Origin of the sequence: Leifsonia sp. NPDC102414, from assembly GCF_044765685.1 — a bacterium.
Taxonomy (GTDB): Bacteria; Actinomycetota; Actinomycetes; order Actinomycetales; family Microbacteriaceae; genus Leifsonia.
Genome location: NZ_JBIWKN010000001.1, coordinates 312,208 through 327,412, shown reverse-complemented (window position 1 = coordinate 327,412; position 15,205 = coordinate 312,208). Strand labels below are relative to the sequence as shown.

Here is a 15,205-nt window from a genome sequence, read left to right as displayed (position 1 = left end):
GTTACGCGGTGAGCCCGAGGGCGTCCATGCGGCGCGTGTGCGCCGCGATCAGCTCGGTGAAGATCGGCTCGATGCGCTCGTCGTCCTTCGCGGCATTGCCGGAGAGGTGCAGCGCAGAGCGTGCCACGAGCAGGGTGTCCCCGACGAGGCGCCTGCCCCACATCGCGAGCCGCGACGCCAGTTTGGGGTCCGCCTCGATCTCGTCGCGCAGCACGTCCAGGATGCCGTCCTGTCCGCCGTCGGAGCCGAGCAGCTGCCCGATGCGGGGGCCGACGTCGCCGGGAAGGCCGACGGAGAGCCGGATGAAGAAGTCGTCGAGCAGTCCGCTCGTCACCAGGACGGCGAGGAGCGTCTCCCGCCAGTCCGATCCCGTGGTCAGCGCGCTGAAGCCGTCGATCTCGTCGGCGAACGGCTTCATCACCTCCGCCGGATCGTCTCCCCTGCGCCTGATCTCCGCCACGACACCCTGGTGCTTGGAGAGCGCGTGCCCGGCCGCGGCAGACACCTTCTCCTTCGCGGAGAGCGCATCCACCTCGCCGACGACACGGGAGAGCGTCTGGAACGCCTCGAGCTGGAGGTAGGCGGCCTGGCCGAGATACGGCAGCAGATCGGGCATCACCTCGTGCAGATCGATGCGGATCGCCTGCGTCGGCGTGCTCCGCGGCGTCAGACGGGGAAGCTCGACCGGAGGCCGGCGTCGGGAGAACAGGGATGCCACGTACAGCAGTGTAACGGGGACGTCCAGTAGGCTTGTGATGCCGTCGGCGCTGGATCGACGGCCCTACGCCTGCGAACGAGGACAAGGCGTAGACCTTTCACTCACGATCGACAGGCATATTCACCAGTGACATTCTCAGAACTCAACGTCGACCAGGACATGGTCGATGCGCTCGCAGCCAAGGGCATCATCGAGCCGTTCCCCATCCAGGCGCAGACCATCCCGCTCGCGCTCGACGGCCAGGACATCATCGGCCAGGCCAAGACGGGAACGGGCAAGACCTTCGGCTTCGGCCTCCCGATCATCCAGCGCCTCGGCCTCCACCCGGAGCCGGGCGTGCAGGCGCTCGTCGTCGTTCCGACCCGCGAGCTGTGCGTCCAGGTCTTCGAGGACCTCTCGCAGGCCGCCGCGAACCGCGACACAGAGGTCGTCGCCATCTACGGCGGCAAGGCGTACGAAGGGCAGATCGCGCAGCTCAAGTCCGGCGCGCAGATCGTCGTCGGCACCCCAGGCCGTCTGCTCGACCTCGCAGGGCAGCGCCTCCTCAACCTCGGCAACGTGCGCGAGATGGTGCTGGACGAGGCGGACAAGATGCTCGATCTCGGCTTCCTCGCCGACATCGAGAAGCTGTTCGCGCAGACCCCTGCCACCCGCCACACCATGCTGTTCTCGGCGACGATGCCCGGCCCGATCGTGGCGCTGGCCCGTCGCTTCATGACGCGCCCCATCCACATCCGCGCGACGGACCCCGACGAAGGCCAGATCCAGGCGAACATCAAGCACCTGATCTACCGCGCGCACTCGCTCGACAAAGACGAGGTCGTCGCCCGCATCCTCCAGGCGGAGGGCCGCGGCAAGACGGTCGTCTTCACGCGCACCAAGCGCGCAGCCGCCAAACTGGTCGAGGAGCTCAACGACCGCGGCTTCAACGCCGCAGCCGTGCACGGCGACCTCAACCAGGAGCAGCGCGAGCGCGCCATGGCCGCGTTCAAGGCAGGCAAGAAGGACATCCTGATCGCCACGGACGTCGCCGCCCGCGGCATCGACGTCGACGACGTCACGCACGTGATCAACCACACCATCCCGGACGACGAGAAGACATACCTGCACCGCGCGGGCCGCACCGGGCGCGCGGGGAAGACGGGCATCGCCGTCACCTTCGTGGACTGGGAAGACCTGCACAAGTGGGCGCTGATCAACCGCGCTCTCGAGTTCGGGCAGCCGGAGCCGACCGAGACGTACTCGTCGTCTCCGCACCTGTTCAGCGACCTGGACATCCCTGCAGGATCGAAGGGCCGCCTCAAGGCGACTCCCGCCGTGAAGACCGAGAGCGCGCCACGCTCCGGCGGACGCTCGGACGGCGGTCGCTCCGGCGGACGCTCCGAGGGCGGCCAGCGCTCCGCTGACACCGCAGGCGACGGCCAGCCCCGTCGCCGCCGCACCCGCGGAGGACGCCCGAGCGGAACAGGAGCGGCAGAGACCGCTCCCGCCGCGGACGCGCCCGTGCAGGCGGCAGGCACCCACGACGGCGGAGGGGCAGAGCACCACGACGGCAACAGCGCACCGCGCCGCCGTCGCCGCCGCTCCCGCGGTGGAGCCCCCGCGGCTCCCACCGCCTAGGCCCCACAGCAATCGAGCCCGGACTTCTTCCCCCATCGCCTCGGCGTGGCGGGTGAAGAAGTCCGGGCTCGATTGCGTTGGCGGCGGGGATCAGTACCAGTTGTAGCCGATTTCGTGGTTCCAGGCTCCGCAGGGCGAGCCGTAGCGGCCGCTGATGTAGCCGAGGCCCCAGTTGATCTGGGTGCGGTAGTTGGTCATCCAGTCGCTGCCCGCGCTCGCGAGCTTGCTCGCCGGGAGCGCCTGCGGGATGCCGTACGCGCCACTGGAGGTGTTGTACGCGTCCGTGCGCCAACCGGACTCCTGGTTCCACAGCCGGATGAGGCAGCCCATCTGATCGCCGCCCCAGCCGTACGAGCCGAGCACGCTGGAGGCGTAGTTCTGGGCGCCTGCCGGATCGACGTCGACGCCGGGCGGCGGCGCGAAGCCGTCCGCTCCACCGTCGCCGGCCGCCGCAGCGGCTGCGGCCGCCTGAGCCGCCGCTTCCTGCGCGGCCTGGACGCCCTCGGCGTACTTCTGCTCGACGGACGCCTCGGTGTTCTTCAGCGTGGCGAGCTGGGCGTAGAGCGTTGTGGCGTGCTGCTTCTGGTCGGCGAGCTGCGCATCCGCAGCCTGCTTCGCCGCCTTCGCAGCATCCAGCGCCGTCTTGGCCTGCGTCGCCAACTGGTCGCGGATGGTGCGTGCCGCCGCCGCCTGCTGGCTGAGGGATGCGGCCAGGTTCTTCTGCGCCGTCGCCTGCGCGAACAGCGTGTTCGCCTGATCGGCCAGCTTCGACATCGCGCCGAGCTGGTAGAGGAGCTGGGATGAGGTGGCGGAGTTGTTGCCGGTCAGGAAGAGCCGGACAGACAGCTCCGAGCCACCGGAGCGTGTGAGCTGCTCTGCGAGCTTTCCGCTCTGCGAACGCAGCGACGCTGCCTTCGTCGTGGCGGACTCCGCCTCGCCGCGCAGGTCGTCTGCCTTCTGAATCGCGGTCTGCAGGGCGGCCTCCGCCTGCCCGTACTCCCCCGCCCGCTTGACGGCGAGGTCGCCCGCCGCGTTCGCCGAGGTCTGCAGGGTGGCGAGCAGGCCGTTGATGCGGTCGACTTCCGCCTGACTGGCCGCGGCGTTCGCCTTCGCGGCCTGCACGTCGTCCCACGACGGGTATGACGTGTCGGCGAGAGCAGGGGATGCACCGCCGGCCGTCACGATGGCGGCGATGAGCACCGCGGCTGCGGCTGTCGCCGACCAGCGTCCTCGGCTCACACCAGACCTCGATTCGCGTGCGTTCTCGCAAAGCGCGATCGTTCGCGCCCGACCCAGGCTAAGCACAAAAAGTCAGGACGCGTAGAAGGGCGCCGCGCCTGTCGCTTCTTCGATGATCCTGTCAAGAACCTCAGGATCGGTGGTGTTCTCCCCCAGCCGGTTCGGTTTCCCCTCCCCGTGGTAGTCGCTGGAGCCCGTCACAGCGAGCCCGAATCTGGCGGCGAGCTCGTGCAGTCTGGCCTTGCCGTCCTCGGTGTTCTCGCGGTGGTCGATCTCCAGGCCGAACAGACCCGCATCCACCAGTCTGGCCAGGCGATCCTCGGGGATCACCCGTCCGCGGCCGCCCGTCGCGGGATGCGCGAGCACGGGAACGCCGCCCGCCTCGCGGATCAGCCGCACCCCGGTCAGCGGCGCCGGCGCGTAGTGCGGCTGGTAGTAGCCTCCCCGCCAGTGCAGGATGCCGGCGAAAGCCGCACTGCGGTCCGTGGCGAGCCCGCGGGCCACGAGCGCGTCTGCGATGTGCGGCCTGCCGACCGTCGCGCCCTCCGTCGCCTGATCCATCACGTCCGCCCAGGTGATGTCGTAGTCCTGCGCGATGCGTTCGACCATCTCCTCGGCGCGGGTCAGCCTCCCCTGGCGGATGCGCGCCGTCTCCGCGACCAGCGCAGGGTTGCCGGGGTCGAAGAGGTAGCCGAGCATGTGCACGCTCGCGAACTCGATGCGGGTGCTGAGCTCCATGCCGGGGATGACGGTGACGCCGACCTCTGCACCGGCGGCAGCCGCATCCAGCCACCCTGCTGTGGAGTCGTGGTCGGTGAGCGCGACGGTGCCGAGCCCGGCGACCGCTGCTGCCCGTACCAGCTCGGCCGGTGTCTCCGTGCCGTCGGAGACGGACGAGTGGGTGTGCAGGTCGATGGGACCACGGAAGCGTCGCTCATCAGCCATGCACTCCATCCTAGGAGTGGAAGAATGGTCGGCATGTCCTCGCAGCAGCCGACTCAGCCAGCAACCGCCGCCCCCGCTCCTCGCGCCACGTCCAACAGGTCCACCACGCCGGGCTCCGACGGCTTCAAGGAGTACATCGGAAGCGGGTGGGCGGAGCGGGAGGAAATCCTGCCAGAGGCCAGGCAGCAGGCCTCTTTCGCCGCCGCCAGGCGCGCGAAGGTCTCCGAGCTGTATCGCGGCAAGCGCGTCATCATTCCCGCTGGACGCCTCAAGCAGCGCTCCAATGACACCGACTACGCCTTCCGCGCGCACTCGGCGTTCGCCCACCTCACCGGCTGGGGCTCCGACTCCGAGCCAGGAAGCGTCCTGGTGCTCGAGCCGACGGACGCCGGTCACGACGCCACCCTCTACTTCCGCGAGCGGGCGGGCAGGGACTCCGACGAGTTCTACGCCAACCCGGAGATCGGCGAGTTCTGGATCGGACCCCGCCCGTCGCTCGCGCAGGTCGCCAGCGACCTCGCCCTGCCGACCAGAGGCATCGCCGAGCTCGACGCCGTCATCGACGCCACGGATGCGGACACCCTGGTCCTGCGCGAAGCCGACCCTGCGCTGACCGACACGGTGGATGCGCTGCGCATCGTCCTCGCAGGTGACGACGCTTCCGCCCCCGGTTACGACCCGGAGCAGCATGAGGCGGACGACCAGCTCGCCCGGGACCTGTCCGAGCTGCGGCTCGTCAAGGACGCGTACGAGATCGCGGAGCTGCGCGCCGCCGTCGCCGCCACAGCGCTGGGCTTCGACGACGTGATCGGCGACCTGGAGCGGATCACAGCGCATCCACGGGGCGAGCGCCTGGTGGAGGGCGTGTTCAACGGACGCGCCCGCGCTGACGGGAACGCGGTCGGCTACGACACGATCGCGGCGAGCGGGCCGCACGCGTGCATCCTGCACTGGACGCGCAACGACGGCCCTGTGGTGCCAGGCGACCTCATCCTGCTCGACGCCGGCGTCGAGGTCGACAGCTATTACACCGCCGACATCACGCGCACCTTCCCCATCGACGGCACGTTCAGCGAGACGCAGCGCCTGGTCTACGAGGCGGTGCGCGAGGCAGCGGACGCTGCATTCGCCATCGTGCGGCCAGGCATCCGGTTCCGCGAGATCCACGCGACCGCCATGGGCGTGATCGCGAAGCGCACAGCCGAGTGGGGTCTGCTCCCCGTCACCGCGGAGGAGGCGCTGCAGGCCGACAACCAGCACCACCGCCGCTACATGGTGCACGGCACCAGCCACCACCTCGGGCTGGATGTGCACGACTGCGCGCAGGCCCGCCGCGAGCTCTACCTCGACGGCGTGCTCGAAGCCGGCATGACGTTCACGATCGAGCCGGGGCTGTACTTCCAGCCGGACGACCTCACGGTTCCGGAGGCGTTCCGCGGCATCGGCGTGCGCATCGAGGACAACATCCTGGTGACGGAGGACGGCGCGGAGAACCTCTCCATCGCCATCCCGCGCACTGCGGACGACGTCGAGGCGTGGGTCCGGCGGCTGCGCTGAGCTCTCGGGCGTCGGCCAGCGCAGCCGCGGATCGGATCGCGCAGCGTCAGAAGATGTGCAGTCCGATCTCGGCGGGCGCGGCCAGCAACTGCTCGATCTCGTCGTCGAGCCGCACCAGGGTGATGGATGCGCCGGCCATGTCGAGCGAGGTGCAGTACTCGCCCACATAGCTGCGGGCGACCGTGATGCCGCGCGCAGCGAGCTGTTCGTGCGCATAGCCGTACGCGATGTACAGCTCGCTGATCGGTGTGCCGCCGAGGCCGTTGACCATCAGCGCCACCCGGTCGCCGCTCACGTACGGCAGGTCGGCGATGACCGGTTCGAGGAGTTCGTCGACCAGGTCGTTCGCCGGCTCGATCTTCGCGCGGCGTCGTCCTGGCTCACCGTGGATGCCGACGCCGATCTCGATCTCGTCGTCGCCCAGTTCGAACAGCGGGGAGCCCTTGGCCGGCGGCGTGCAGGCGGTGAGGGCGAGCCCCATCGTGCGGGTGACGGAGTTGACCTTCTCGCCGATCCTGATCAGCTCGTCGAGGTCCGCTCCCGCCTCGGACGCCGCTCCGACCGCCTTCATCACGAAGAAGTTCCCCGCGACGCCGCGGCGACCGACCGTGTATGTGGAGTCCTTCACCGACACATCGTCGTCGATGAACAGGGTCTTCACGTCGACGCCGTCCGCGAGGCTCATCTCCTGGGCCATGTCGAACGCCATCCGGTCACCGGTGTAGTTGTTCACCAGCAGCAGCACGCCCTTGGGCGACGCGAGCAGCTTGGTGGTCTCGTAGACGTAGTCCATCGGCGGGGCGGCGAAGACGTCGCCTGGGCAGGCGCCGTCGAGCATCCCGCGGCCGACGGTGAGGACGTGCGCAGGCTCGTGCCCGGAGCCTGAGCCCTGGATGATCGAGACTTTGTCCTCCCTCGGCGCGTCTGTGCGCATGATGAGGTTGTACTCCGGGACGTACCGGAGGGTGTCAGGGTTGGCGAGGGCGATGCCCTTGAGCATCTCCGGGACGTACTGCTGCGGATCGTTGACGAACTTCTTCATTGTTCTCTCCACGGGTTTCGCTCGGTGTCGTTCACTGGGACTGCAGAGGTCGGCTCGCCCAGGTGGAGGCGAGACGTTCGAGGATGACCGCGACGGCGACGGCGCCGGGGTCCGGCGAGCCGATGCTGCGCTCGCCCGTGTACGCGGCCCTGCCGCGTCTTGCCTGCATGGTGACCGTCGCGTCTGCCGCATCCCGTGCCGCCGCGGCAGCGCGCGCGACGATCTCGTCGCTGGATGCGCCGTCGGCGAGGCCGCTCTCGATGGCGTCGGTCATCGGGGCGATGGCGTCGAGCAGCGTCTTGTCGCCGAGTTCGGCGTTGCCGCGGGCTTTGATGCCGTCCATCGCGGAGCGGAGCATGGCGACCACATCGTCGCCGCTGAGCTCGTCCTTGCCCTTCGCGATGGCCGCGCCGCGCAGGAACGCGGTGCCCCAGATCGGCCCGGAGGTGCCGCCGATGCGGCCGGTGATGACCACGGCGATCTTCTGCAGGAACGTGCCGATGTCGCTGCGGTCGTAGGTGTCCCAGTCGGTGAGCACGATTTCGAATCCGCGGGCGAGGGAGAAGCCGAAGTCGCCGTCTCCGACGACGGAGTCGAGGTCGCCGAACTCCTTCTCGTTGTCGACCGCCGTCGTGGCGATCGTGTTGACCACGAACTCGGTGTCGCTGAAGCTCTGCGTCGTCATGTCCTGTCCTCTGCTGTCCTATCCGGCGTCGCCGATGGCCTGGGCGCTGCGAGCACCGCGGCGATGTCGTCGATGGTCACCGTGTCGCCCGGCCGCACACCGGCGGGCGCGGCGATGATCCGCGCGGGCTCCTCGTCGTCGCCGAGCGAGCTGAGCACGATGGAAGCGCCGCTGAAGTCCTCGTCGACCGTGTACGTGCTCACCGTCACGACCGTGCGGAGCCCCGCGGCGACGGCCGCCTGCACCCCGTTGCCGCTGTCCTCGATCACCACGGCGTCGTCCACGCCGATCCCGAGCCTGTCGATGGCGAGCAGGTAGATGTCGGGCGCCGGCTTCTTCGCCGGCACGATATCGCCGGCGAACACGCTGAACCGCGCGGCGAGCTCCGGCCCGACCGCGTGCTCGAGCACGGCGCGCACGCTGGGCTCCGCCGACGTGGATGCGACAGCGAGCGCCCATCCAGCAGCGTCCGCCTGCTCCGCGATCCGCCGGATGCCCGGCCGCGCCGGAAGCGCGCCGGACTCCACGAGCTCGGTGTAGATCGCCGTCTTGCGCCTGTGCCAGCGGGCGAGCATGTCCCGCTGACCGTCAGCGTCGGACGGCAGCCCTGTGGCCGCGACGAACTCCGGCGTCAGGATGCTCGCCATGCGCTCCTTGCCTCCGCCGATGAGCACCTTCTGCCGGTAGTCGTCATCGCTCCAGTGCGCGGGGACGCCCTCCTCCTCGAACGTCCTGTTGAACGCGGGGAGGTGTCCGTTCCGCTCGGTGTCAGCAAGCACGCCGTCGCAGTCGAAGATGAGGGCAGGCACGGCTCACCAGGCCTTTCCTGCGCTGCCGAAGGTGTCGGCGAGCCCGGTGGTGAGCGAGACGATGTGCGAGCGCACGTCGCGGAACAGCGAGGGGGGATCCCACTTGTCGTCCGCCTCCGCCTGTTTCAGGAAGGCGAGGTTGGCCTTCATGAACTCGATCTTGAGCGCCGTGGAGATGTTGACCTTCGCGCATCCCCTGGCGATGAGGTCGCCGAACTGCTGCGTTGTCATGCCGCTGCCGCCGTGCAGGGCGATCGGGATGTTCGTGGCCTGCACCAGGTCGGTGACCCGCTCGAAGTCGAGCTCCGGCGTCGCCGAGTACACGCCGTGGGCGTTGCCGATGGAGGGGGCGAACACATCTACGCCGGTCTCGGTGATGAAGCGGATGGCGGTGTCGAGGCTCTGCCTGGCCGGCTCTGTGTCGGCGCCGATGCCGTCCTCCACGCCCTTGATCGCCTCGATCTCGCCTTCGACGTGCGCGCCGTGCCTGCGCGCCTCCGCGACGACCTCGACGGTCTGCCGCTGGTTCTCCTCGACGGTCAACGTGGATGCGTCGAACAGCACAGAGTTCCAGCCGCGGTCCAGGCACTCGGTGATGACGGCACGCTCAGGGCAGTGGTCGAGGTGCAGGGTGACGGGCACGTCGATGTCCTTCGTCATCGCCGTCCACATTGCGAACAGCACGTCGGAGCCGATCGACTTCACCGTCTTCACGGAGGTCTGCACGATGACGGGGGAACGCGCATCCACTGCCCCGGCGAGCACCGCCTCGAGGGTGAGGTCGTTGACGATGTTGATGGCGGGGACGCCGTAGCGTTCCGCGAACGCGCGGTCCACGATCTCCTTCAGCGACACGACGGGCATGGCGACCTCCTCGATCCGCTGCCAGCGTATGCAGGCCGCGCCCGCTGCGGACACGGGGGTCCCCCTACCCGGTAGGTAGGGATCTCCCGCCCACCTCAGTCGCGCTGGGCGCCCAGACCGGCGAGCGCCGTGCGGTTGGCCGCTCCGGTCTTCCGCAGCAGCGAGCCGACGTGCTTCTCGACCGTCTTCACCGAGATGTGCAGTTCGGCCGCGATCTGCTTGTCCGGCCGGCCGAGCTGGATCAGGGCGCGCACCTCCCGCTCGCGCGGGGTGAAGGCGTCGTCCGCTCCTCCCCCGGTCAGCGAGACGCTGTACCTGCTGAGGAACTCCGGGCTCAGCAGCAGATCGCCTCTGGCAGCGGCGACGACACTGCGCGCGATGGCGGCAGCGTCGGCACTCTGCTCGATGAACCCGACGGCGCCGACGCCTGTCGCACCCAGCAGCCTGTCGTCGGCGACGGCCCCGATCAGCAGCACGACCCTCGCCTTCTGGTCGGCCGCACGCAGGTAGGACGTGAGCTGCACGCCGTCGACGTGCGGCAGGTCGAGGTCGGCGAGCACGACGTTCGGGCGCAGCAGGTCGTACGCCTCCACAGCGCTCTCCGCGTCGGCGACCTCCGCCACCACCTGGATCTCCGGCTCGGCCAGGGCGAGCATCCTGACCAGCCCCGACCGGATGACGGCGCTCGCGTGCACAACCATGACCCGCCAGCGCGCGTGCGTCTGCTCGTCGCGCTCCACCGGTCGCACCGGGAGTTCGGCGCGCACCCTGGTGCCCCAGCCTGGCGTCGACTCGATGTGCACCGTCCCGTCGACGTGCTGTGCGCGAGCGGCGAGCCCCTGCAGCCCGAGGCCGCGCAGCGGGCGGCGCGGCGCGTCGGCGAGCCCTGCGACGTCGAACCCGCGGCCGTCGTCGTCCACGATCGCGGTCACGTCGCTCTCCCCGTAGACGATGCCGACCCTGACGGTGGATGCGCCTGCGTGCTCGACGACGTTCGTCAGCGACTCCTGCACGATCCGGAACAGCTGCCTGGCCGTCTCCGCCGCGAGCAGGCCGGGCTCTCCGACGGCGACCAGCTCGGTGCGCAGCCCCGCTGCGGATTCCGCCCAGGCGAGCTCCAGGGCGATCGCCTCGCTCAGCGAGCGACCGTCGAGCTGTTCCGGTCCCAGCCCGAGCACCGTGCGCTGGGTCTCGCTGAGGGCGGAGCGGGCAGCGACGCGCGCCTGGCCGAGGGCGACGGCAGCATCGGCTCCCGTCGCGAGCCGGCGTTCGGCCTCGTCGATGTTGAGCAGGATGTCGGCGAGTCCTCTCCCCACGGTGTCGTGCACATCCCTGACCACCCGTTCGCGCTCGGACGCGACAGCGGCCTCCCGCGCGCGCTGCTCCGCGATGGCGAACAGCCGCGCGTTCGTGATGGCGATGGCCGCGTGGGCGGCGAAGCTCTCCAGCAGGGCGGCGTCTGCGGAGCCGAACCGCCTGGCCCGGTCGCGGCTGAACAGCACGAGCGCCCCGATGATCGCGTCGTTCCAGCGGATCGGCACGCCGATCGTCGCGTGCAGCCTGTCACGGTCGCTTCCGGTGATGTGGCCGCCGCGCACATCGGCGTACTCGTCGAACACGACCGTGCGACGGGCGCGAACGACCTCGCCCGTGACGCCCTCGTCCAGCGGGAAGGTCTGCCCGGACTGGCAGCCGACGCCGAGGTCGGCGTCCTTGCGGTATGTGCCAGCGGTCTCGTCCACGGTGCAGATCGAGCCGCTGTCGCAGTCCAGCAGGTGCAGAGTGTGGCGCAGGATGCGCTCCAGCAGGGGTTCGACGGCGAAATGCCCTGCCAGGTCTCCTGCGAGTGCTGACAGGGTGTCGAACCGGTCTCGGATCGCGTCCGAGCTCGGAGTGTCCTGGTCTGCGGCTTCCTTCATGACGATCCTCGGTGATGTCGTGCCGGGTAGGCGTGCCGAGTTCATCATGCGCCTTCTGGGCGGCGCAGGACAACGTTTTCGCGCTTAGCGGGGCTCCTCCGCCGCGGGCGGCGCCGGCGGGACGGGCGGCGCAGGAGGGGTGGGAGAGGTGGGCGGCACAGGAGGCGCCGGAGGAGCGGGCGGCGGGTCGCTGGGATGCTGCGCCGGAGGGAACGGCGGCGGCGGGTCGCTCGGGTGCGGAGCCGCCGGCGGGTCGGCCGGATGCGCGACGGGCGCCTCCCGCCCGCCGTCCGTTCCGCCCTGCATCAGGTTTCGGGCGCGGTTGACGAGCTCGGAGTCCACCAGCACCGAGTAGCTGGTGGCGATCACCTGCATCACCGAGGTGTAGTCGCGGCGGCGCCGGTTGATGGCGTACGACACGATGCCGAAGAGCATCCCGAACCCGGCGCCGATCAGCACGGCGGCGATCACGAACGCGAAACTGACCTGCGGGGAGAAGATGACAAGCAGCAGTCCGAAGAAGATTCCGAGCCAGGCGCCGGAGGCCGCACCGGCCACGGCGACGCGACCCCAGGTCAGCTTGCCTGTCACCCGCTCGACGCTCTTCAGGTCGCTTCCGACGATCGAGACCTTGTCGACGGGGAAGTCGGCACGGGCCAGAACGTCGACCGCCTGCTGCGCCTCCGGGTACGTTTCGTAGGTCGCGACGACCTCTCCCCGCGGCAGCGTGGGGAACAGGGCACGGGTGCGTCCGCCTAGCGGGCTCTGACTGCTCATCGCCCCATTCTTCCATCCGCAGGCTGCTCACGTCTGGAGGGCTTAAGTTATTACCTGTGAGTGCCACCAGAGTGTTCGTCGCCCGTTTGGCCGGGTGCACCGTTTTCGACCCTGCAGGCGACAGGGTCGGCAAGGTGCGCGACGTCCTGGTGGTCTACCGCAAAAGCGATCCGCCGCGCGTCGTGGGCCTGATCGTCGAGATCCCCGGCAAGCGCCGCGTGTTCGTGTCGATCGGTCGCGTGACCAGCATCGGCAGTGGCCAGATCATCACCACCGGGCTCATCAACGTGCGGCGGTTCGAGCAGCGCGGCGGCGAGGTGCGGGTGATCGCCGAGATGCTCGGCCGCAAGGTGGTGTTCGCGGACGGCACGGGCGAGGCGACCATCGAGGACGTCGCGATCGAAGAGTCGTCGACGGGCGAGTGGGCGATCAGCCAGTTGTTCGTGCGCCGCCCGAAGACCGGGTCGTCCCCGTTCGGCAAGGGGCCGACCACCTTCGCCTCCTGGAACGAGGTGCGCGAGAAGCAGGAACGCGGCGAGGCGCAGTCCGCCGAGCAGCTGATCGCGACGTACTCCGAGCTGAAACCGGCCGACCTCGCGAACACGCTGCTCGACCTCCCCCAGCAGCGGATGCTCGAAGTCGCGGAGGAACTGCCGGACAACCGGCTCGCCGACGTGCTCGAGGAGATGCCGGAGAGCGAGCAGGTGCAGATCCTCGCCCAGCTCGACGACGACCGCGCGGCCGACGTGCTCGACCAGATGGAGCCGGACGACGCCGCCGACCTCATCGCGCAGCTCTCCGACGAGCGAGGAGAGCACCTGCTCGAGCTGATGCAGCCGGAGGAGGCGGAGGACGTGCGCATGCTCCTGAGCTACGCACCGGACACCGCGGGCGGTCTGATGACCACGGAGCCGATCATCGTCTCCGCCGACGCCACCGTCGCGGAGGGCCTCGCCCTCATCAGGAGGCACGAGCTCGCGCCAGCGCTCGGGGCCGCAGTCTGCGTCACCCTGCCGCCGTACGAGGCGCCCACCGGGCGATTCCTCGGCGTCGTGCACTTCCAGAGGATGCTCCGCTACCCGCCGCACGTCCGCCTCGGCACCCTGCTCGACCCGAGCCTGGAGCCGGTGACGGCCAACACGTCGGCGGCCGAGGTGTCGCGCATCCTGGCGAGCTACAACCTGGTCTCCGTCCCCGTCGTGGACGACAACCACCGACTGGTCGGGGTGGTGACCATTGACGACATCCTCGACTACCTGCTGCCAGACGACTGGCGAAGTCGCGACGACGAAGACGAGCTCGTGAAACGCGCGCCCGTCTCCGATCAGACCGGCAGTATCCGCATTGTGAACGGAAGGAGGGGCGGCAATGGCACGAGGTAAGCAGGACACCAGACTGGATGCGCCCAAAGGCCTCCGCACGACCGTCATCCCCCGCCGCGGAACGGTCGACAACAACGACCGTTTCGGCCGGTTCACCGAGTGGATCGCCCGCGCGATGGGCACCCCGTGGTTCATCCTCGGGCTCACCGTCTTCGTCATCTTCTGGATGGCATGGAACACGCTCGCCCCCGTCGCCTGGCGTTTCGACTCGATCTCGCTCGGCTTCATCGCTCTGACGCTCGTGCTGTCGCTGCAGGCCTCGTACGCCGCTCCGCTCATCCTGCTCGCCCAGAACAGGCAGGACGACCGCGACAGGGTGCAGATCGAGCAGGACAGGCAGCGCGCTGAGCGCAACCTCGCCGACACCGAGTACCTGGCACGCGAGGTCGTCGCGCTGCGGCTCGCGATCAAGGACATGGCGACGAAGGACTTCATCCGCGCAGAGCTGCGCGCCCTCCTCGACGATCTGGACAAGCGTGAAGACGACAGCGAGCAGGCGCGTGTCTGACCTGCCTGGGACGGTCAGGCGCGCCCTCGGCGGCGTGCTCGACCCCGAGATCCGCAAGCCCATCACCGAGCTCGACATGGTCGGCGACGTCACCGTCGACCCGTCGGGCAACGCGACCGTCTGCGTCAAGCTGACCATCGTCGGCTGCCCTGCTGCCGACACGATCGAACGGGATGTGCGCACCGCCACCGCGAGCGTGCCAGGCGTCACCTCCGTGACGGTCGACGTCACCGTGATGTCGAAGGAGGAGCGCAGGGCGCTCACCGAGAAGCTGCGCGGCGGGAGGGCGTCCAGGGCACAGCAGTTCGGTCCGGACTCGCTCACCAGGGTGTACGCGGTGACCAGCGGCAAGGGCGGCGTCGGCAAGTCGACCGTCACGGCCAACCTCGCCGTCGCGCTCGCGGAGCGCGGCCTGCGGGTGGGGATCGTCGACGCCGACGTGCACGGCTTCTCCATCCCCGGCATCCTCGGCCTCACCGACGCCGACGGGGTCGCGCAGCGCCCGACGCGCGTCGACGACATGATCCTCCCCCCTGTCGCATACGGCGTGAAGGTGGTCTCGATCGGGATGTTCGTCGACTCGCCGTCCGCCGCCGTCGCCTGGCGCGGCCCGATGCTGCACCGCACCATCCAGCAGTTCCTCGGCGACGTGTTCTTCGGCGATCTCGACGTGCTCCTGCTCGACCTGCCACCCGGCACAGGCGACGTGGCCATCTCCGTCGGCCAGCTCCTGCCGAACGCCGAGGTGATCGTGGTGACCACCCCTCAGCCGGCCGCCGCCGACGTCGCGGAGCGCAGCGGTGTGCTCGCCAGGCAGACCGGCCAGAAGGTCATCGGCGTCATCGAGAACATGGCGGGGCTCCCCCAGCCGGACGGCACGGTGCTCGACCTGTTCGGCAGCGGTGGAGGCGCGGAGGTCGCGCGCAGGCTCTCCGCCGGGCAGGACGAGGAGGTGCCGCTGCTCGCCTCCGTGCCGCTGAGCATCCCGTTGCGGGCGGGCGGCGACACGGGTGCGCCGATCGTGGTGACCGACCCGGCGGATGCGGCGGCGGAGGCGATCCGCTCGGTGGCCGACCGGCTCGCCACCAGGGCGCGAGGCCTGTCAGGGCGCAAGCTCGGGATCTCGGTGGTCTGACCAGC

The 15,205-nt window shown here is 69.7% G+C and carries 14 protein-coding genes; 5 read left to right on the top strand and 9 right to left on the bottom strand.

Annotated elements, in window-relative coordinates; all coding sequences use genetic code 11:
- Position 1: 1 nt before the first annotated feature.
- The gene (locus ACIRCZ_RS01505; RefSeq protein WP_055892514.1) at positions 2 to 718 is read right to left on the bottom strand and encodes a ferritin-like fold-containing protein; all 717 of its coding nucleotides are present in this window, start codon (positions 716 to 718) and stop codon (positions 2 to 4) included.
- Positions 719 to 844: 126 nt separating this feature from the next.
- Between ACIRCZ_RS01505 and ACIRCZ_RS01500 the strand changes: the two genes are divergently transcribed.
- Positions 845 to 2,338 (top strand): DEAD/DEAH box helicase, encoded by a 1,494-nt coding sequence (locus ACIRCZ_RS01500; protein WP_402848874.1) that lies wholly within the window; start codon positions 845 to 847, stop codon positions 2,336 to 2,338.
- A 90-nt stretch (positions 2,339 to 2,428) separates the two neighbouring features.
- Here ACIRCZ_RS01500 and ACIRCZ_RS01495 read toward each other — a convergent pair whose 3' ends face one another.
- Together ACIRCZ_RS01495 and ACIRCZ_RS01490 are read right to left on the bottom strand one after the other, a co-directional pair.
- A complete protein-coding gene (locus tag ACIRCZ_RS01495) occupies positions 2,429 to 3,577 on the bottom strand; it encodes a hypothetical protein (protein ID WP_402848871.1) in 1,149 nt (382 codons plus the stop codon).
- 72 nt (positions 3,578 to 3,649) lie between these two features.
- On the bottom strand, positions 3,650 to 4,522 hold the full coding sequence (locus ACIRCZ_RS01490) for a PHP domain-containing protein (RefSeq protein WP_402848868.1): 873 nt from the start codon (positions 4,520 to 4,522) through the stop codon (positions 3,650 to 3,652).
- Between the two features lie 33 nt (positions 4,523 to 4,555).
- Here ACIRCZ_RS01490 and ACIRCZ_RS01485 point away from each other — a divergent pair, with 33 nt between their 5' ends.
- The gene (locus tag ACIRCZ_RS01485) at positions 4,556 to 6,079 is read left to right on the top strand and encodes an aminopeptidase P family protein (RefSeq protein ID WP_402848865.1); all 1,524 of its coding nucleotides are present in this window, start codon (positions 4,556 to 4,558) and stop codon (positions 6,077 to 6,079) included.
- A 46-nt stretch (positions 6,080 to 6,125) separates the two neighbouring features.
- Here the strand turns inward: ACIRCZ_RS01485 and dhaK are convergent, their stop codons facing one another.
- From dhaK to ACIRCZ_RS01455, 6 genes are all read right to left on the bottom strand, one after another.
- Positions 6,126 to 7,121, bottom strand: coding sequence for a dihydroxyacetone kinase subunit DhaK (dhaK, locus tag ACIRCZ_RS01480; protein WP_055892499.1), 996 nt, complete (start codon positions 7,119 to 7,121; stop codon positions 6,126 to 6,128).
- Positions 7,122 to 7,152: 31 nt separating this feature from the next.
- Entirely contained in the window at positions 7,153 to 7,806 is a 654-nt protein-coding gene (gene dhaL / locus ACIRCZ_RS01475) for a dihydroxyacetone kinase subunit DhaL (RefSeq protein ID WP_402848861.1), read from the bottom strand.
- Complete coding sequence (locus ACIRCZ_RS01470) at positions 7,803 to 8,615, bottom strand: HAD-IA family hydrolase (protein ID WP_055892494.1); 813 nt, start codon at positions 8,613 to 8,615, stop codon at positions 7,803 to 7,805. Before ACIRCZ_RS01470 ends, dhaL begins: the two co-directional genes overlap by 4 nt.
- Positions 8,616 to 8,618: 3 nt before the next feature.
- The gene (locus ACIRCZ_RS01465) at positions 8,619 to 9,479 is read right to left on the bottom strand and encodes a class II fructose-bisphosphate aldolase (RefSeq protein ID WP_402848857.1); all 861 of its coding nucleotides are present in this window, start codon (positions 9,477 to 9,479) and stop codon (positions 8,619 to 8,621) included.
- 95 nt (positions 9,480 to 9,574) lie between these two features.
- Complete coding sequence (locus ACIRCZ_RS01460; RefSeq protein WP_055892488.1) at positions 9,575 to 11,398, bottom strand: GAF domain-containing protein; 1,824 nt, start codon at positions 11,396 to 11,398, stop codon at positions 9,575 to 9,577.
- Between the two features lie 84 nt (positions 11,399 to 11,482).
- Entirely contained in the window at positions 11,483 to 12,175 is a 693-nt protein-coding gene (locus tag ACIRCZ_RS01455; protein WP_402848854.1) for a general stress protein, read from the bottom strand.
- A 56-nt stretch (positions 12,176 to 12,231) separates the two neighbouring features.
- On the opposite strand from ACIRCZ_RS01455, the gene ACIRCZ_RS01450 reads away from it, so the two are divergent.
- Genes ACIRCZ_RS01450 through ACIRCZ_RS01440 form a run of 3 tightly spaced genes read left to right on the top strand, consistent with a single transcriptional unit; the run spans position 12,232 to position 15,200 of the window.
- On the top strand, positions 12,232 to 13,557 hold the full coding sequence (locus ACIRCZ_RS01450; RefSeq protein WP_055892482.1) for a magnesium transporter MgtE N-terminal domain-containing protein: 1,326 nt from the start codon (positions 12,232 to 12,234) through the stop codon (positions 13,555 to 13,557).
- On the top strand, positions 13,544 to 14,065 hold the full coding sequence (locus ACIRCZ_RS01445) for a DUF1003 domain-containing protein (protein WP_055892479.1): 522 nt from the start codon (positions 13,544 to 13,546) through the stop codon (positions 14,063 to 14,065). Before ACIRCZ_RS01450 ends, ACIRCZ_RS01445 begins: the two co-directional genes overlap by 14 nt.
- Positions 14,058 to 15,200 carry an Mrp/NBP35 family ATP-binding protein gene (locus tag ACIRCZ_RS01440; RefSeq protein WP_402848849.1) on the top strand — a complete coding sequence of 381 codons (1,143 nt, stop codon included), beginning with the start codon at positions 14,058 to 14,060 and terminating at the stop codon, positions 15,198 to 15,200. The genes ACIRCZ_RS01445 and ACIRCZ_RS01440 overlap by 8 nt, the downstream gene beginning before the upstream one ends.
- Positions 15,201 to 15,205: the final 5 nt, after the last annotated feature.

Bases quoted from the DNA above. Each gene is read 5' to 3' on its own strand.
- ACIRCZ_RS01445 (WP_055892479.1), top strand. From the start codon at position 13,544: ATGGCACGAGGTAAGCAGGACACCAGACTGGATGCGCCCAAAGGCCTC.
- dhaK (WP_055892499.1), bottom strand. From the start codon at position 7,121: ATGAAGAAGTTCGTCAACGATCCGCAGCAGTACGTCCCGGAGATGCTC.
- ACIRCZ_RS01460 (WP_055892488.1), bottom strand. From the start codon at position 11,398: ATGAAGGAAGCCGCAGACCAGGACACTCCGAGCTCGGACGCGATCCGA.
- ACIRCZ_RS01490 (WP_402848868.1), bottom strand. From the start codon at position 4,522: ATGGCTGATGAGCGACGCTTCCGTGGTCCCATCGACCTGCACACCCAC.
- dhaL (WP_402848861.1), bottom strand. From the start codon at position 7,806: ATGACGACGCAGAGCTTCAGCGACACCGAGTTCGTGGTCAACACGATC.
- ACIRCZ_RS01465 (WP_402848857.1), bottom strand. From the start codon at position 9,479: ATGCCCGTCGTGTCGCTGAAGGAGATCGTGGACCGCGCGTTCGCGGAA.
- ACIRCZ_RS01485 (WP_402848865.1), top strand. From the start codon at position 4,556: ATGTCCTCGCAGCAGCCGACTCAGCCAGCAACCGCCGCCCCCGCTCCT.
- ACIRCZ_RS01455 (WP_402848854.1), bottom strand. From the start codon at position 12,175: ATGAGCAGTCAGAGCCCGCTAGGCGGACGCACCCGTGCCCTGTTCCCC.